The organism is Arthrobacter oryzae (assembly GCF_030812315.1).
In the GTDB taxonomy this organism is placed as follows: Bacteria; Actinomycetota; Actinomycetes; order Actinomycetales; family Micrococcaceae; genus Arthrobacter; species Arthrobacter oryzae_B.
On record NZ_JAUSSM010000005.1, the window covers coordinates 373,000 to 390,280 of the forward strand.

Below are 17,281 nucleotides of genomic sequence, written 5' to 3' on the forward strand. Positions count from 1 at the left end.
GCTGCGCACCCATTCTCCGGGGGAGACAGCATGAACACCCAGACACGCGAGACCACCTCAATGAGTGACGCCCAGGACAAAGCCGGCACGCTGATTGAGGCCCTTCCGTGGATCCAGCGTTTCGCCGGCTCCACCATGGTGATCAAGTACGGCGGCAACGCCATGGTCAACGATGAGCTCCGCCGTGCGTTCGCCGAGGACGTGGTGTTCCTGCACCATGTGGGAATCCACCCCGTTGTGGTGCACGGGGGAGGTCCGCAGATTAACGCCATGCTCAACCGCCTGGGCATCGAGTCCGAATTCAAGGGCGGCCTGCGCGTCACCACCCCTGAGGCCATGGACGTGGTCCGCATGGTTCTGACCGGCCAGGTCGGCCGCGAACTCGTGGGCCTCATCAACTCCCATGGCCCTTACGCCGTCGGCATGTCCGGTGAGGACGGCGGCCTGCTGCGCGCAGTCCGCACGGGAACGGTCGTGGACGGCGAAGAAGTGGACCTGGGCCTGGTCGGCGAGGTCGTGGGCGTCAACCCGGAAGGCATCGTCGATATCCTCGCGGCAGGCCGGATCCCGGTGATTTCAACTGTCGCCCCGGAAATCATTGATGAGGGCAGCAGCGACGAAGGAACCCGGCGGTTCCAGACCACCGGCCAGGTGCTCAACGTCAACGCGGACACCGCGGCGGCTGCCGTCGCGGCGGCCCTTGGCGCCTCCAAGCTGGTCATCCTGACCGACGTCGAGGGCCTCTACGCGAACTGGCCGGACAAGTCATCGCTCATCTCGTCCCTGACGGCGTCAGAGCTGCGGGAGATGCTGCCGCGGCTTGAGTCGGGCATGATCCCCAAAATGGCCGCCTGCCTGAAAGCGGTCGACGAAGGCGTGGAGCGCGCGCACATTGTGGACGGGCGCCTGCCGCACTCCATGCTGCTGGAAACATTCACTGCTGCGGGCATTGGCACGCAGGTTGTCCCGGACGAGGAAACGAACGCATGAGCCAGATTGAAAAGTCCCCGGTGGTCGAGCTGGTGGAGACCCGCGGCCACACAACCGGAGCCGAGTGGCTGACCCGGTACTCCTCCTCACTCATGGGCGTCTTCGGCACACCGCAGCGTGTCCTGGTCCGCGGCGCCGGATGCCTGGTCTGGGATGCCGACGGCAAGGAGTACCTGGACCTGCTGGGCGGCATCGCCGTGAACGCCATGGGCCACGCCCACCCGTTCGTGACGTCGGTGATCTCCAGCCAGCTGGCCACGCTGGGCCACGTCTCCAACTTCTTCACCAGCCCCACGCAGATCGCACTGGCCGAAAAGCTGCTCGAACTTAGCAAGGCGCCGGCCGGTTCCAAAGTGTTCTTCGCGAACTCCGGAACCGAAGCCGTCGAAGCCGCGTTCAAGCTGGCGCGCCGCAACTCAGGCGCAGGCGCGGATGGGACCGGGAAAACAAGGACCAAGATCATCGCGCTTGAGGGCGCTTTCCACGGCCGGACCATGGGCGCCCTCGCCCTGACCGCCAAGGAAGCGTACCGGGCGCCGTTTGAACCGCTGCCCGGCGGCGTTGTGCATATCCCGTTCGGGGACGTCGACGCCCTCGTGGACGCCATCGACGAAACGACGGCGGCTGTCTTCCTCGAACCGATCCAAGGCGAAGCCGGTGTCCGGCCGCTGCCCGCCGGCTACCTGCAGGCCGCGCGCGAAGCCACCACGAAGGCGGGCGCACTGCTGATCCTCGATGAAGTCCAGACCGGCATCGGGCGGACCGGCAAATGGCTGGCCAGCGAAGACGCCGGGATCGTCCCGGACGCGGTGACCCTGGCCAAGGGCCTGGGCGGCGGTTTCCCGATCGGGGCGCTGCTCACCTTCGGCCCCGAGACGTCCGCGCTCCTCACGGCCGGTCAGCACGGCACCACTTTCGGCGGGAATCCGGTGGCGACGGCTGCTGCGCTGGCAACGCTGCACGCGATCGAGAGCCAGCGCGTCCTGGACAACGTCCGCAGCGTGGGGGAACGCCTCCGCTCGAAGCTGGCGGCAGTCGACGGCGTCACGGAAGTGCGCGGCGAAGGCCTCCTGATCGGCTTTGACCTGGACGCGGAAGTCGCTCCCGCCGTCGTCACCGCAGGACTCGATGCCGGGTTCATCATCAACAGCCCCGGCCCGCGCACCATCCGCCTTGCCCCGCCGCTGATCCTGACCGCCGAACAGGCGGACAGCTTCATCCAGGCACTGCCCACGCTCCTCCAGACCGCAAAGGATGCCCAGTGACCAGCTCCGCAACCACCCGTCACTTCCTCAAGGACACCGACCTCACCCCCGCTGAGCAGGCCGAGGTCCTGGACCTGGCCGTCCGCATGAAGGCCGCGCCCTACAGCGTCCAGCCGTTCGCCGCCGAACGCAGCGGGCGCAAGACCGTCGCCGTCATCTTCGATAAGACCTCCACCCGGACCCGGGTCTCGTTCGCCACCGGCGTGGCGGACATGGGCGGAAACGCCCTGATCATCAACCCTGGCGAAGCGCAGATCGGCCACAAGGAATCGGTGGAGGACACCGCCAGGGTCCTGGAGCGCATGGTCTCCACCATCGTCTGGCGTACCGGCGCACACGCGGGACTCGTGGCCATGGCGGAGAACTCCAAGGTCCCGGTCATCAACGCCCTGTGCGACGACTACCACCCCTGCCAGCTGCTGGCTGACCTGCTTGCCGTCAAGGAACACAAGGGAGAGCTCAAGGGCCTCACCATGAGCTACCTCGGCGACTCCGCCAACAACATGGCGAACTCTTACCTGCTGGCCGGAGTGACCGCCGGGATGCACGTGCGCATCGCGGGTCCGGACGGCTACCTGCCGTCCGCCGATATCGTGGCCGCGGCCGAAGAGCGTGCAGCGGAAACGGGCGGCTCGGTCCTGATCACCACGGACGCCACGGAAGCGCTCAAGGGCGCCGATGTGGTCGCCACCGACACCTGGGTGTCCATGGGCCAGGAGGCCGAAAAGGAAGCCCGGCTCCAGCTGTTCCGCGACTACTCCGTGGACGAGGCGGCGATGCAGCTTGCGGCGCCGGACGCCGTCGTGCTTCACTGCCTGCCGGCGTACCGGGGCTATGAGATCTCCGCGGGAGTCATCGACGGCCCGCAGTCGATCGTCTGGGACGAGGCGGAAAACCGCCTGCACGCCCAGAAGGCGCTGATGGCCTGGCTCATGCACCGGTCGGGGCTGGCCGTTGTTGACGGACTGGCGCCGGTCGGAGGACTCGGATAATGTCCGTCCCTCCGGCGGCGCAGGGCGCGAGTCCGGCCACCAAAACGGCCAGGCTGGCGCGGATTACCGCGATCCTGACCGGCGAGTCGGTCCGTTCGCAGGCGGAGCTTGCAGCGCTGCTGGCGGACGACGGCGTCCAGGTCACCCAGGCCACGCTGTCCCGCGACCTCGTGGAACTCGGCGCCGTCCGGGTCCGCGGCAAGGACGGCGTGCTCGTCTACGCCGTTCCGGGGGAGGGCGGCGAGCGTGCGGCCAAGTCCGGCGTCACGCAGGAGATCCTGGATGCCCGGCTCGCACGGCTGTGCGGGGAACTGCTCGTCACCGCGGAAGCTTCGGCGAACATCGTGGTACTCAGGACCCCGCCGGGAGCGGCGAACTTCCTGGCCCTGGCCATCGACCATTCAGTCATGCCGTCCATCCTGGGGACCATCGCCGGGGACGACACCGTCCTGCTGGTCACCCGCGACCCGCTGGGCGGCGCGGACGTGGCCGCCCGCTTCCTGCATTTTGCAGAAGAAGCGGGCCAATAAGCTTGAAAACAACCAAGAACCAAACAACTAAGGAGCATTTGACGTGACTGAGCGTATTGTTCTGGCCTACTCCGGTGGCCTCGATACTTCCGTAGCCATCGGCTGGATCGGTGAAGCCACCGGTGCCGAGGTCATCGCTGTGGCGGTCGACGTCGGACAGGGCGGCGAGTCGTTGGAGACCATCCGTCAGCGCGCCCTGGGCTGCGGCGCCGTCGAAGCCTACGTGGCCGACGCCAGCGATGAGTTCGCCAACGAGTACTGCATGCCCACGCTGAAGGCCAACGCCCTCTACCAGGGCCACTACCCGCTGGTCTCCGCGATCTCCCGCCCGGTGATCGTCAAGCACCTGGTCAAGGCTGCCCGCGAATTCGGCGCCACGACCGTTGCCCACGGCTGCACCGGCAAGGGCAACGACCAGGTCCGCTTCGAGGTGGGCATCCAGACCCTCGGTCCGGACCTCAAGTGCATCGCACCGGTCCGCGACCTCGCCCTCACCCGCGACAAGGCCATCGCCTTTGCCGAGGAAAAGGGACTGCCGATCGAGACCACCAAGAAGAACCCGTACTCGATCGACCAGAACGTCTGGGGCCGCGCCGTAGAAACCGGCTACCTCGAGGACATCTGGAACGCCCCCACCAAGGACATCTACGACTACACGGCCGCCCCGGAGTTCCCGCCGGCGCCGGACGAGGTCACCATCTCCTTCGAAGCTGGTGTTCCGGTAGCGATCGACGGCGTCAAGGTCACCCCGCTGCAGGCCATCAAGGAACTCAACCGCCGGGCCGGTGCCCAGGGCGTGGGCCGGATCGACGTCGTCGAGGACCGCCTCGTCGGCATCAAGTCCCGCGAAATCTACGAAGCCCCGGGAGCAATGGCGCTGATCACCGCGCACAAGCACCTCGAGGACATCACCGTCGAGCGCGAGCAGGCCCGCTTCAAGGCCACCGTCGGCCAGCGCTGGTCCGAACTGGTCTACGACGGCCAGTGGTTCTCCCCGCTCAAGCGCTCCCTGGACGCCTTCATCGAAGACACCCAGAAGCACGTCTCCGGCGACATCCGGATGACCCTGCACGGTGGCCAGGCAGTGGTCAACGGCCGCCGCTCCGAGACTTCGCTCTACGACTTCGACCTCGCCACGTACGACACCGGCGACACCTTCGACCAGTCGATGGCCCGCGGCTTCATCGAGCTGTGGGGCATGTCCGCCAAGGTTGCCTCCGGCCGCGACATCCGCGTCGCAGGAAAGTAGCCCCTGTGGCTGAGCAGAAGGCGGAAGCCACGAACACGGGTGCGCTGTGGGGCGGCCGCTTTGCCGGCGGCCCCGCGGACGCCCTGGCGGCACTGAGCAAGTCCACCCACTTTGACTGGCGGCTGGCCCGCTACGATATCGCCGGATCCAAGGCGCACGCCCGCGTGCTGCACAAGGCCGGGCTGCTGGACGATGCCGAGCTCGAAGGCATGCTCGCTGCGCTGACGCAGCTGGACGAGGACGTTGCCTCCGGCGCCTACCTGCCGGCGGAGTCCGATGAGGACGTGCACGGCTCGCTGGAACGCGGGCTGATCGAGCGCGCCGGCACCCAGCTCGGCGGCAAGCTCCGCGCCGGGCGGTCGCGCAACGACCAGGTGGCCACGCTGGGGCGGATGTTCCTGCGTGACCACGCCCGGATTATTGCCCGCGGCGTGCTGGCAACGATCGAGGCACTGGTGGACCAGGCCAAGGCGCACCAGGGCGTGGCCATGCCGGGCCGCACCCACTTGCAGCACGCGCAGCCGGTCCTGCTCAGCCACCACCTGCTGGCCCACGCCTGGGCGCTGCTGCGCGATGTGCAGAGGCTGCAGGACTGGGACAAGCGCGCAGGGGTTTCGCCTTACGGCTCCGGTGCCCTGGCGGGCTCCTCGCTGGGCCTTGACCCGGAAGCCGTGGCCGCGGACCTGGGCTTCTTCTCGGCAACCCATAACTCGATCGACGGCACCGCCTCCCGCGACGTCTTCGCCGAGTTCGCCTGGGTCACCGCCATGATCGGTGTTGACCTGTCCCGGGTCTCGGAGGAAGTCATCCTGTGGGCCACGAAGGAGTTCTCCTTTGTCACCCTGCACGATTCCTACTCCACCGGTTCCTCGATCATGCCGCAGAAGAAGAACCCGGATGTGGCCGAGCTGGCGCGCGGGAAGGCCGGCCGGCTCATCGGCAACCTGACCGGGCTGCTGGCCACGCTCAAGGGCCTGCCGCTGGCGTACAACCGCGACCTGCAGGAAGACAAGGAACCGGTGTTCGACGCCGCCGACACGCTGGAAGTCCTGCTCCCGGCAGTCTCCGGCATGATCGCGACGCTGAAGTTCAACACCGAACGGATGGAGTCGCTGGCACCCCAGGGCTTCGCACTGGCCACGGACATAGCCGAATGGCTGGTCCGACAGGGCGTTCCGTTCCGCGAGGCGCATGAGCTCTCCGGTGCGGCCGTCAAGCAGGCCGAAGGCCGCGGCGTGGAGCTGTGGGACCTCACGGACGCGGAATACGCCACGATCTCGGAGCACCTGACGCCGGAGGTCCGCACGGTCCTCAGCACCGAAGGCTCGCTCAACAGCCGCAGCTCCCAGGGCGGAACGGCACCGGCCGCCGTCGAGCGCCAGCTCGTCGCGCTGGAAGCCGAGCTTGCCGGTGTCCGCGGGTACACCAGCTAGCAGCCGCACGCTCTCTCAGTTGTTGCAGCTTTTTGGCCAACGCTCTCTCACTTCCGCAAGAAAGTGAGAGAGCGTTGCCGGTATTCATGCAACAACTGAGAGAGCGTTGTGGGTTTACCGCTGAACGTTTCCCGCTAGCATGTCGCCATGACCGATGCCTTCCGCCAGCACCTCCGTGCCCTGCCGGACTTTCCCGAAAATCTGCCGGATTTTGACGCAGGGGCTGCCCCGGCGGACCCGGCCGAACTGTTCCGGCGGTGGCTCGCGGAGGCGCTGGCCGCAGGCGAGCCGCAGCCGCACGCGTGCAGCCTGTCCACCGTGGGGCCCGGGGCGCAGCCCTCGTCCCGGATGCTGATCCTGAAGGACATCGACGACGACGGCTGGCACATCGCGACGTCGCGCACCTCGCGCAAGGGGAGGGAACTCGCGGCCAACCCGAAGGCCGCACTGAATTTCTACTGGCCGCTGCAAGGCAGGCAGGTCCGGGTGGCTGGCCCCGTCGTGGCACTTTCCGCGGAGGCGTCCGCGGCGGACTGGGATGCCAGGCCCGCGTCGGACGGCAGCCGGAATCCGGACTGGCAGCTCTATGCCATCCAGCCGCTGGAGATCGAGTTCTGGCAGGCACGCCACGACCGCCGCCACGTGCGCCACCGCTATGGTCCGGGCCAGGAGCGCGGGCTGCGTTAAGTCGGATTAACCGTCCGCTACGATTGCCATATGACCGCAATCACACCGGACGCACTGCTCGCCGAACTCCACAAAGCTGCCGACGTCGTTGCCTCCCAAGCCGGCAAACTCACCGAAGAAGACGTCTCCGCACCCTCCACGCTGCCAGGCTGGACGCGCGGGCACGTCCTGGCGCACATCGCCGGGATCTCGAACGCCATGGCCCGGCAACTCGAATTCGCCAGCCGCGGCGAGACCGTGGATCTGTACGACGGCGGCTATGAAGGCCGCACCAAGGCTATCGAGATGGCCGCCGGACACAGCCTGGCGCAGCATCGTGCCGATCTGGACTCTGCGCTGGAACGGGCCCTGCGGGCCTTCGATTCTTTGGATGCTGCCGGCTGGCAGGTGCCTATTTCCTACCGCGGCGGAGTGGTGCTGGACGGAGGTTCCGCCCTGTGGCGGGAACTCGTGATCCATACCTCGGACCTCAACACCGGACTCGGTCCCGAGACCTGGAGCCGCACGTTCTGCGAGGAGCTTTTCGGATTCCTGGCGGCACGTGTTCCGGAGGGGCAGAAGTTCGTGCTCCAGCCCCTGGGCCTGCCGCCGGTGACTATTGGCACGGGAAACCGGTCCACTGTCATCAACGGAATGCTGACGGACATTGCCGCGTGGCTGGCGGGACGCGAACCGACACTGGGAAGCCTGCGCGCGTCTGCAGCTGCCGACGGTGTTGACCTCCCGGAGCTCCTGCCCTGGCCTTCGGGCGTTCCGATCACCAAATAGCCGCAGCGCACCCCGCTGGTGTCAGCGCTTTTCGCGTCCCAGCAAGCTTTCCTTGACCTTGAGCCCCCACCTGAATCCGCCCAGCGTGCCGTCCGTCCGTACCACGCGGTGGCACGGCACGAACAGGGCTGCCGCGTTCAAGGCACACGCACTGGCCGCGGCGCGGACAGCCTTCGGGTTCCCGGACAGCTCAGCGTATTCGGTGTACGTCACTGCCCTTCCGGGGCTGACCGTCCGGAGGACGTCCCAGGCATGGCTGCGGAACGGCCCGGACTTCTGCAGCACCCGCACCCGCATGGCAGGCTCCGGATCGCCGGCGTAGAAAGCATCCACGGCGTCAGAAATTTCGCCCAGCTCCAGGACCGGGACGAACTCGTCCGGCAGCAGCTCGGGATGGATCTGGCCGGTCAGCTCCGCCGGCTCCGCGGTCCAGCCGGACGCCAGGACGGCGCCGTCGCGGGCAATGATGGTGAACGGGCCGTCCGGAGTGGACATGGTCAGTAATTCGGCTTTCATGGCTTCGCTTTCTTGGGTCAAGTCTTCTGAGCTAGATCGTCTGGGTTAAATCGCCGGAACGGCAGACGGCGTGGTTACCGGGAGCTTGGGTTTGGGCTTGGAGCGCAGGGCCGCCGCACGCCAGAGGTGCATCGTGGCATACGAGCGCCAGGGGCGTACTTCGGTGAAATCCGCTGTGTGTTCGCCGGGCGGCCGGCCGTTCGCCTGTGTGCCGGCGTCGAGCGCAAGGATCCCGTTTCTCACCGCGGCATCGTTGGCCAGGAAAACGTCCGGGGCCCCGATCACCCGCATTGCAACGTATCCCACGGTCCACGGTCCGACGCCGGGGAGCGGGAGGAGCTTGGCGTGCAGCCCGGCGAGGTCGTCGCCGTAGCCGAGTTCGAGATCCCCGGAGGCTATGGCGGCAGCGGCGGTACGGACGGAATCGATCCGCCGCTGCGGACCACGCAGCAGGCCGAAGCCGGAGTCGGCGATCTCGGTGGCCGTCGGGAACAACCGGTGCAGGCCGTCCGCGGGCACCTGGCTCTCACTTCCGCAGCCGGACAGCTGGGTCAGCGCCGTCCGGGCGGCTGCGACGGTGATCTGCTGTCCGATCATGGCCCGAATCAGCAGCTCCTGCGGATCCACAGCCCCGGGCATCCGCATGCCGGGCAGGGCTTTGACGGCCGGCCCCAGCCGCGGATCGGCCGCCAGCGCGCTGTCGATGGCCACCGGGTCGGCATCGAGATCCAGGAGCCGCCGGACCCGGCTGAGCAGGGACGGCAGGTCCCGCAGGTCCACTGCACCGATGGTGAGGATCAGGGGCCGCCCCGGGGCGCCGGCGTCGTACTCAACGCTGAAGCGGGCATCGGCGTGGGGGAGCCGCAGGGTCCTGGCGTAGGAGGTCGAGGTACCGGTCTCGATTCCCGGAATGGACCGGACCGCGAGGAAGTCGAAAATGCCCGGGTCGAACGGTTCACGGTAGGGCAGGTTGAGCGTCAGTGCCGTTGTGGCGGGCGGTGCCCGGTGGTGGCGGGCGGTGCCCCGCAGCGCCGTGGGCGTCATGGCAAAGACCTCGCCGATGGTTTCGTTGAACTGGCGGACGCTGCTGAACCCGGCCGCGAAGGCCACGTCGGCGAGCTTCATCTGCGTGGATACCAGAAGGGTACGGGCGGTCTGCGCCCTGCTGGCCCGTGCCAGCGACAACGGACCGGCGCCCAGCTCGTGGCTGAGGATCCGGTTGAGCTGCCGTGACGAGTAACCCAGCCGCGAGGCAAGCCCCTCCACGCCGTCGCGGTTGATCACGCCGTCGTTGATGAGCCGCATGGCCCGGCCGGCGATATCGGAACGGATGTTCCACGCGGGTGTGCCCGGAACGGCTTCCGGAAGGCATCGCTTGCAGGCTCGGTACCCTGCGTCATGGGCGGCAGCGGACGTTTCGTAGAACGTGACGTTCTCCGCCTTCGGCGTCCTGGCAGGGCAGGACGGACGGCAGTAGATGCCGGTTGTCCTGACAGCCGTATAGAACTGCCCGTCGAAACGGGTGTCGCGGGCATCGATAGCCCGGTAGCGTTGCCAGAAGTCCATGGCTCCATCCTGTCAGCTCGCCACAGCCGGTGCTAGCGGAAATCGGACACGGCCGTGGCGGTATATATCAAGCCGGTCTTGTTAAAGTCGATGCATGAGCAGCAGCCCGCCACGAACCGGACACGAACATGCCGTGCGGCAGCTGCTGTCCGGGGACGCCCGGCACGTGGCGCCCCTGCTGCTCGGCGCGGTTCTTACCTATGACAGTCCCGAAGGTGCGGTCTCGGTCCGGATCACCGAGGTGGAGGCCTACCTCGGGCCGCACGACTCCCAGCACCCGGACCCGGGTTCCCACACGTTCCGCGGCCCCACCGGGCGCAATAAGCCCATGTTCGGACCGGCCGGGCATCTGTACGTCTACTTCACCTACGGAATGCACTACTGCGCCAACATTGTCTGCGGACCGCCCGGGGTTGCCTCGGCGCTGCTGCTCCGTGGCGGGGAAATAGTGGGCGGCCAAGAACTTGCACGGACGCGGCGTCCGACGTCGAAATCCCCCAAGGATCTGGCCAGCGGGCCAGCCCGGCTTGCCACGGCACTGGGACTGACGACGGCGGACAGCGGCCGGGACGTCCTCGGCGAACCGTTCCGGCTGGAGCTGCCGGTGTCACGGGCACGCGACATCAGCACGGGACCGCGCGTCGGGGTTTCAGGTGCGGGGGGCAGCCACGCCTATCCGTGGCGGTACTGGCTGACCGGTGACCCCACGGTCTCGCGCTATAAGGCCGCGAAAGCCCGTCCGGTTTAGGCGCCGCTGCCATACGGGGCGGACCGTGAAGAATGGCCGCCACCGGCATAGGGTGGATGCGTGAATCAATCCGAGCCGGGCCAAGCCAGAAGAACCGTCCCCGTGGACCAGCTGATCAACAGCCTGTGCGCCACGGTGCCGGACTACCCCAAGCCGGGCATCATCTTCAAGGACCTGACGCCTGTCTTTGCCAACGGTGCGGCGCTGCGCGCTGTCGTGGACGCACTGGTGGAGCCGTTCAAAGGACAGTTCGACGCCGTGGCCGGAGTTGAAGCGCGCGGCTTCCTGCTGGCGGCCGCTGCCGCCTACGCCACCAACACCGGCGTCGTCACAGTCCGGAAAGCCGGCAAACTACCTCGCAAGGTGGTCGCCGAGGACTACGCGCTGGAGTACGGCACCGCAACGCTGGAACTGCACACCACCGACCTGCCTGCCGGGAGCCGTGTGCTGATTCTCGACGACGTCCTGGCGACCGGCGGCACGCTCGGCGCCGCCACCAGGCTGTTTGAACGGTGCGGCGTCCATGTTTCCGGAGTGGGCGTGGTCATGGAGCTCGGCGAACTCCGCGGGCGTTCGGCGCTTACCGGCCACCGTGTCCGCTCGCTCATCCGGATCTGACGTGGGCCTCCGGGGATCGGTGCCGCCGGGATCGGTGCCGCGGGGAGTTTGGCACCGGAAAACGGCGAAACTGAAATGTTTCAGGCGCGTTCACCAAAATGGTTGTAGAATGGACGGTCCGTCTTTTGCGATAGGGGAAAGTCTCGATGTTCGACGCTGATTTGGCCCATGAACGGGACTACGTTGCTGGACTGTATGCCCGCCTCGATGAGTTGCGCGAGGAAAAGCGTACTCAACTGGCCCAGGTCCGCCGTGCCGGAGCCGTGGGAACCATGCAGAACGTTTCCGAACGGGACGCCTTCGCGGCCCTCTATGAGGACCGCCTGGCGCAGCTGGATGCTGTGGACGACCGGCTGGTGTTCGGCCGCCTCGACCTGGACTCGGGGGAGGCACAGTACATCGGCCGTATCGGCCTCACCACGGATGACCTCCAGCGGCTCATGGTTGACTGGCGCGCGCCTGAAGCCGGGCATTTCTACCAGGCCACGGCCTTCGACCGCCAGGGCGTGCGCCGCCGCCGCCATCTGATCCTGCAGGGCCGCGAGGTCAAGGCCATTGAAGACGACGTCCTTGACGCCGGCATGCTGGCCGACAATGAATCGCTGCAGGGGGAGGGGGCCCTGCTGGCGGCCCTGAACTCCAAGCGCACCGGACGCATGTCGGACATCGTGGGCACCATCCAGTCCGAACAGGACAGGATCATCCGCTCCTCCATCTCCGGAGCCGTCGTTGTCCAGGGTGGCCCCGGTACGGGCAAGACCGCCGTCGCGCTGCACCGCGCCGCTTACCTGCTCTATACCCACCGCGACCGGCTCAAGACTGCCGGAGTGCTCCTCGTGGGCCCGTCGTCGTCGTTCATGAAGTACATCGAACGCGTCCTGCCGTCCCTCGGCGAGACGGGCGTCGTCATGGCGAGCGTCGGCCGGCTGATGCCGGGCATCAACGCCGTACCGGAACAGGAAGCCGACGTCGCAGCCGTCAAGGGACGGCTTTCCATGGCCGAGGTGGTGGCCAATGCCGTGGCCAACCGGCAGCGCATTCCCGCCGAGAACCGGATCCTTGAAGTGGACGGCCGCAAGTTGCTCCTGACCCCGCGCCAGGTGCGCCGGGCACGGGAAAAGGCCCGCGCCACGCACAAGCCGCACAACGAGGCGCGCCTGACGTTCGTGAAGATCCTGCTCCGCGAACTGACCGAACAGATGACCGAGCTCGTTGAAACCGGCAGCATCGGCAACAATGCCGACCGCTCGTATCTGGCCGAGGACGTCCGCACGGCACGCGATGTGCGGATCGCGCTCAACCTCTGCTGGATGCCGATGACGCCGGAAAAGCTCATCTCCGAGCTGTTCAGCAAACCGGCCATCCTCGAAGCCTGCACCCCCGATCTCACCGACGCCGAACGCGCCCTGCTGAGCCGTCCGGCTGACAGCCCGTGGACCGAGGCGGATGTGCCGTTGCTGGATGAGGCCGCCGAACTGCTGGGCGAGCTTGATCCCGCGGCCGGCCGCGGACTGGCCCAGCAGGAGCATGACCGTGCACGGGACATCGCCAACGCGAAGCAGACCCTGGTGAACATGGAAACTGCCGGCGTGGACGTGCTGATGACGGCCGAGGAACTCGTCGACCAGAACCAGGAGCGCGAAGCGCGGCTCACCGCTGCAGAACGCGCCACGAGCGACCGCACGTGGGCCTTCGGGCACATTGTGGTTGACGAGGCCCAGGAACTGTCGCCCATGCAGTGGCGCCTGCTGGTCCGGCGGTGCCCGCTGAAGTCGTTCACGATCGTCGGCGACATCGCCCAGACCAGTTCCGTAGCGGGTGCCAATTCCTGGCAGAGCGCGCTGGAACCGATGTTCGGCAACCGCTGGCAGCTCGAGGAACTCACGGTCAACTACCGCACTCCGTCGCAGATCGCTGAAGCGGCGGCCAGGATGGCCACCGCTGCCGGGCTGGTCGTCTCGGCCCCCAAAGCAGTCCGCGAAGGCCGCTGGTCGCCGATCATTGACCGCGTGGATGACGGTACCGTGGTCAGCCGGCTCGTTGAGGTCCTCCCGGACGAACTGAATGCGCTCGACGGCGGTTTGCTCGCGGTGATTGCCGACGGCGACCTGTTGCCGCAGGCCACGTCGGCGCTGCGCGCTGCCTATGGCCGCCGCGTCGGTACCGGTGCCGGCAGCTACGAGCAGGACATTGTGGTCATCAGCCCAAGGGAAGCCAAGGGCCTGGAGTTTGACGGCGTGGTAGTGCTGGAACCGGCCATGATGCTCAACCACGAGCACGGACGGGTCGGTGACTTGTATGTTGCCATGACCCGGCCGACGCAGCGACTGCGGCTCATCGCGGCGGCCCCGGTGCCGGCAGGCATCGAACGCTAATCCCCGACGGCGGGGGACCGGACTCTACCGGCCTCCCGCCTGCCCGGCGGCACTGTCAGGCTGCGCTGGCCGGACTTGTCACGCTGCGCTGGAGGCCGGCCAATCCTGCTAACTTAGATCACGTGTCCCAACTAAATGATCTCGAGTCCCAGCAGAACGATCCGAGCTTTGCCAACATCTGGCAAGAGCTCAACTGGCGCGGCCTTGTCCACGTGTCCACTGATGAAGTGGAACTGGAGAAGCTGCTCGCCGGGGACCCGATCACCTATTACTGCGGGTTCGACCCCACCGCGCCCAGCCTGCACCTGGGCAACCTCGTGCAGTTGCTCCTGATGCGCCGACTCCAGCTGGCGGGGCATAAGCCCCTGGGCCTCGTCGGCGGGTCGACGGGCCTGATCGGTGATCCGCGTCCGACGGCGGAACGCACCTTGAACACCAAGGACACCGTTTCCGAGTGGGTCGGATACCTCCAGGCGCAGGTCCGCCGCTTCCTGAGCTTCGAAGGCGAAAACGCCGCCAGGATGGTCAACAACCTGGACTGGACCGCCCCGCTGAGCGCGATCGACTTCCTCCGCGAGATTGGAAAGCACTTCCGTGTCGGCACCATGCTCCGCAAGGACGCCGTCGCCTCCCGCCTCAGTTCCGATGAGGGCATCAGCTACACCGAGTTCAGCTACCAGATCCTCCAAGGCATGGACTACCTTCAGCTCTTCCGCGACTACGGCTGTGTCCTGGAGACCGGGGGATCGGACCAGTGGGGCAACCTCACCAGCGGCACCGAACTCATCCGCAAGGTTGAAGGCAAGCACGTGCACGCACTGGGCACGCCGCTCATCACCAATTCGGACGGCACCAAGTTCGGCAAGAGCGAAGGCAACGCCATCTGGCTCGATCCGGAGATGTGCAGCCCGTACGCCTTCTACCAGTTCTGGCTCAATACGGCCGATGCCGACGTTGCGGCGAGGCTCAAGGTGTTCACGTTCCTGACCCGCGCCGAGATCGAAGCCTTGGAAGTTTCCATTGCCGAACGTCCCTTCGCCCGGGAAGGCCAGCGGAGGCTCGCGTTCGAAGTGACCTCGCTTGTCCATGGCGTAGAAGCCACGGAGAAGGTCATCGCCGCCTCCGCGGCACTGTTCGGTGGCGGGGATCTCGCGGCTCTGGATGAGCGCACCCTCACGGCCGCAACTGCAGAACTGCCTTCAGCCCGTATTGACGCCGACGGCCTTGGCATCGTTGACCTGCTCGTGGCCTCCGGGCTCTCGGACAGCAAATCGGCTGCCCGCCGGACCGTCGGTGAAGGTGGCGCCTATGTCAACAACACCAAGGTGACCGATCCCGACGCAGTCATTCCAGGCAGCGAACTGTTGCACGGGCGCTACCTCCTGCTTCGCCGGGGGAAAAAGAACCTCGCAACCGTGGAAGTAGCAGCGTCCTCGAACTAGAAGTGCCTCCGGAACCAGCACTGTCCCGGAGTCAACCGCACGCTCCTTTCCGGCCGATTTGCACGGCCGGGGAGGAGCGTGTATTGTTTTCTGAGTCGCCGCCGCTGAGTGGTGACAAACCCCCTACAAATGAGAAGCAATTCTTCATGCGCAAGGCGCAGAAATGAAAAGTTGCTTCACGTTTTGCTGGGCGGATTCATTCCATCAAGTGAATTTCGAGAGAATATCCGGATTTGCAAAGTGGAAATGAATGAAATAAGCTAGAAACATCGCAGCGAAGAAATACTAACAAAGAATTCATATGAATTCAAAATTTGTTTGAGAAGTATTCGAATGTGTCTGTTGTTTGAGAACTCAATAGTGTGCCAAGTTTGTTGATACCAATTTGTTTATATGGATTGGTTGGATTGACTGGGTTGTGCCACCCCGTGGTGTGATCCGGTTGTTTTTCAGCTGGTTTCAAATTTTGTGCAGTCTGGTTCCGCGTTTTCCCGTGGTTCCTGGTTGTGTCTGTTTTTGTTTTACTTCAACGGAGAGTTTGATCCTGGCTCAGGATGAACGCTGGCGGCGTGCTTAACACATGCAAGTCGAACGATGAACCTCACTTGTGGGGGGATTAGTGGCGAACGGGTGAGTAACACGTGAGTAACCTGCCCTTAACTCTGGGATAAGCCTGGGAAACTGGGTCTAATACCGGATATGACTCCTCATCGCATGGTGGGGGGTGGAAAGCTTTTTGTGGTTTTGGATGGACTCGCGGCCTATCAGCTTGTTGGTGAGGTAATGGCTCACCAAGGCGACGACGGGTAGCCGGCCTGAGAGGGTGACCGGCCACACTGGGACTGAGACACGGCCCAGACTCCTACGGGAGGCAGCAGTGGGGAATATTGCACAATGGGCGCAAGCCTGATGCAGCGACGCCGCGTGAGGGATGACGGCCTTCGGGTTGTAAACCTCTTTCAGTAGGGAAGAAGCGAAAGTGACGGTACCTGCAGAAGAAGCGCCGGCTAACTACGTGCCAGCAGCCGCGGTAATACGTAGGGCGCAAGCGTTATCCGGAATTATTGGGCGTAAAGAGCTCGTAGGCGGTTTGTCGCGTCTGCCGTGAAAGTCCGGGGCTCAACTCCGGATCTGCGGTGGGTACGGGCAGACTAGAGTGATGTAGGGGAGACTGGAATTCCTGGTGTAGCGGTGAAATGCGCAGATATCAGGAGGAACACCGATGGCGAAGGCAGGTCTCTGGGCATTAACTGACGCTGAGGAGCGAAAGCATGGGGAGCGAACAGGATTAGATACCCTGGTAGTCCATGCCGTAAACGTTGGGCACTAGGTGTGGGGGACATTCCACGTTTTCCGCGCCGTAGCTAACGCATTAAGTGCCCCGCCTGGGGAGTACGGCCGCAAGGCTAAAACTCAAAGGAATTGACGGGGGCCCGCACAAGCGGCGGAGCATGCGGATTAATTCGATGCAACGCGAAGAACCTTACCAAGGCTTGACATGGGCCGGACCGGGCTGGAAACAGTCCTTCCCCTTTGGGGCCGGTTCACAGGTGGTGCATGGTTGTCGTCAGCTCGTGTCGTGAGATGTTGGGTTAAGTCCCGCAACGAGCGCAACCCTCGTTCCATGTTGCCAGCGCGTAATGGCGGGGACTCATGGGAGACTGCCGGGGTCAACTCGGAGGAAGGTGGGGACGACGTCAAATCATCATGCCCCTTATGTCTTGGGCTTCACGCATGCTACAATGGCCGGTACAAAGGGTTGCGATACTGTGAGGTGGAGCTAATCCCAAAAAGCCGGTCTCAGTTCGGATTGGGGTCTGCAACTCGACCCCATGAAGTCGGAGTCGCTAGTAATCGCAGATCAGCAACGCTGCGGTGAATACGTTCCCGGGCCTTGTACACACCGCCCGTCAAGTCACGAAAGTTGGTAACACCCGAAGCCGGTGGCCTAACCCCTTGTGGGAGGGAGCTGTCGAAGGTGGGACTGGCGATTGGGACTAAGTCGTAACAAGGTAGCCGTACCGGAAGGTGCGGCTGGATCACCTCCTTTCTAAGGAGCACCTACAGTCACCTTGCCCCGTGTATGCGGGTGTGGAGGGATT

The 17,281-nt window shown here is 65.4% G+C and carries 14 protein-coding genes and 1 rRNA gene; 13 read left to right on the forward strand and 2 right to left on the reverse strand.

The window, feature by feature from the left end; translation table 11 throughout:
* Window positions 1-30: 30 nt before the first annotated feature.
* The 8 genes from argB to J2S97_RS12875 all read left to right on the forward strand — a co-directional run bounded on the left by argB (window position 31) and on the right by J2S97_RS12875 (window position 7,914).
* On the forward strand, window positions 31-990 hold the full coding sequence (gene argB, locus J2S97_RS12840) for an acetylglutamate kinase (RefSeq protein WP_307049954.1): 960 nt from the start codon (window positions 31-33) through the stop codon (window positions 988-990).
* On the forward strand, window positions 987-2,255 hold the full coding sequence (locus J2S97_RS12845) for an acetylornithine transaminase (protein WP_307049956.1): 1,269 nt from the start codon (window positions 987-989) through the stop codon (window positions 2,253-2,255). Before argB ends, J2S97_RS12845 begins: the two co-directional genes overlap by 4 nt.
* Window positions 2,252-3,247 (forward strand): ornithine carbamoyltransferase, encoded by a 996-nt coding sequence (gene argF / locus J2S97_RS12850; protein WP_307049958.1) that lies wholly within the window; start codon window positions 2,252-2,254, stop codon window positions 3,245-3,247. Before J2S97_RS12845 ends, argF begins: the two co-directional genes overlap by 4 nt.
* Complete coding sequence (locus J2S97_RS12855) at window positions 3,247-3,777, forward strand: arginine repressor (protein ID WP_307049960.1); 531 nt, start codon at window positions 3,247-3,249, stop codon at window positions 3,775-3,777. Before argF ends, J2S97_RS12855 begins: the two co-directional genes overlap by 1 nt.
* 43 nt (window positions 3,778-3,820) lie before the next feature.
* Window positions 3,821-5,026: an argininosuccinate synthase gene (locus tag J2S97_RS12860; RefSeq protein WP_307049962.1), complete on the forward strand. Its 1,206-nt coding sequence runs from the start codon at window positions 3,821-3,823 to the stop codon at window positions 5,024-5,026.
* 5 nt (window positions 5,027-5,031) lie between these two features.
* The gene (gene argH / locus J2S97_RS12865) at window positions 5,032-6,459 is read left to right on the forward strand and encodes an argininosuccinate lyase (RefSeq protein WP_307049964.1); all 1,428 of its coding nucleotides are present in this window, start codon (window positions 5,032-5,034) and stop codon (window positions 6,457-6,459) included.
* A 147-nt stretch (window positions 6,460-6,606) separates the two neighbouring features.
* Complete coding sequence (locus J2S97_RS12870; protein WP_307049966.1) at window positions 6,607-7,146, forward strand: pyridoxine/pyridoxamine 5'-phosphate oxidase; 540 nt, start codon at window positions 6,607-6,609, stop codon at window positions 7,144-7,146.
* A gap of 30 nt (window positions 7,147-7,176) precedes the next feature.
* Window positions 7,177-7,914: a maleylpyruvate isomerase family mycothiol-dependent enzyme gene (locus tag J2S97_RS12875; RefSeq protein ID WP_307049968.1), complete on the forward strand. Its 738-nt coding sequence runs from the start codon at window positions 7,177-7,179 to the stop codon at window positions 7,912-7,914.
* A gap of 21 nt (window positions 7,915-7,935) precedes the next feature.
* On the opposite strand, the gene J2S97_RS12880 is transcribed toward J2S97_RS12875, so the two are convergent.
* Together J2S97_RS12880 and J2S97_RS12885 are read right to left on the reverse strand one after the other, a co-directional pair.
* Window positions 7,936-8,430, reverse strand: coding sequence for a methylated-DNA--[protein]-cysteine S-methyltransferase (locus tag J2S97_RS12880; protein ID WP_307049970.1), 495 nt, complete (start codon window positions 8,428-8,430; stop codon window positions 7,936-7,938).
* Window positions 8,431-8,475: 45 nt separating this feature from the next.
* Entirely contained in the window at window positions 8,476-9,996 is a 1,521-nt protein-coding gene (locus tag J2S97_RS12885) for a DNA-3-methyladenine glycosylase 2 family protein (RefSeq protein ID WP_307049972.1), read from the reverse strand.
* A 94-nt stretch (window positions 9,997-10,090) separates the two neighbouring features.
* On the opposite strand from J2S97_RS12885, the gene J2S97_RS12890 reads away from it, so the two are divergent.
* The 5 genes from J2S97_RS12890 to J2S97_RS12910 all read left to right on the forward strand — a co-directional run bounded on the left by J2S97_RS12890 (window position 10,091) and on the right by J2S97_RS12910 (window position 17,229).
* A complete protein-coding gene (locus J2S97_RS12890) occupies window positions 10,091-10,744 on the forward strand; it encodes a DNA-3-methyladenine glycosylase (protein WP_307049974.1) in 654 nt (217 codons plus the stop codon).
* 60 nt (window positions 10,745-10,804) lie between these two features.
* On the forward strand, window positions 10,805-11,362 hold the full coding sequence (locus J2S97_RS12895) for an adenine phosphoribosyltransferase (RefSeq protein ID WP_307049976.1): 558 nt from the start codon (window positions 10,805-10,807) through the stop codon (window positions 11,360-11,362).
* A 146-nt stretch (window positions 11,363-11,508) separates the two neighbouring features.
* On the forward strand, window positions 11,509-13,737 hold the full coding sequence (locus J2S97_RS12900; RefSeq protein ID WP_307049978.1) for a HelD family protein: 2,229 nt from the start codon (window positions 11,509-11,511) through the stop codon (window positions 13,735-13,737).
* 122 nt (window positions 13,738-13,859) lie between these two features.
* Entirely contained in the window at window positions 13,860-15,179 is a 1,320-nt protein-coding gene (gene tyrS / locus J2S97_RS12905; RefSeq protein ID WP_307049980.1) for a tyrosine--tRNA ligase, read from the forward strand.
* A gap of 526 nt (window positions 15,180-15,705) precedes the next feature.
* Window positions 15,706-17,229, forward strand: a 16S ribosomal RNA gene (locus tag J2S97_RS12910).
* The last annotated feature ends 52 nt before the right edge of the window (window positions 17,230-17,281 follow it).

Coding starts and splice junctions, on each gene's coding strand:
- argB (WP_307049954.1), top strand. CDS start 31: ATGAACACCCAGACACGCGAGACCACCTCAATGAGTGACGCCCAGGAC.
- J2S97_RS12845 (WP_307049956.1), top strand. CDS start 987: ATGAGCCAGATTGAAAAGTCCCCGGTGGTCGAGCTGGTGGAGACCCGC.
- J2S97_RS12855 (WP_307049960.1), top strand. CDS start 3,247: ATGTCCGTCCCTCCGGCGGCGCAGGGCGCGAGTCCGGCCACCAAAACG.
- J2S97_RS12870 (WP_307049966.1), top strand. CDS start 6,607: ATGACCGATGCCTTCCGCCAGCACCTCCGTGCCCTGCCGGACTTTCCC.
- J2S97_RS12875 (WP_307049968.1), top strand. CDS start 7,177: ATGACCGCAATCACACCGGACGCACTGCTCGCCGAACTCCACAAAGCT.
- J2S97_RS12880 (WP_307049970.1), bottom strand. CDS start 8,430: ATGAAAGCCGAATTACTGACCATGTCCACTCCGGACGGCCCGTTCACC.
- J2S97_RS12885 (WP_307049972.1), bottom strand. CDS start 9,996: ATGGACTTCTGGCAACGCTACCGGGCTATCGATGCCCGCGACACCCGT.
- J2S97_RS12890 (WP_307049974.1), top strand. CDS start 10,091: ATGAGCAGCAGCCCGCCACGAACCGGACACGAACATGCCGTGCGGCAG.
- J2S97_RS12900 (WP_307049978.1), top strand. CDS start 11,509: ATGTTCGACGCTGATTTGGCCCATGAACGGGACTACGTTGCTGGACTG.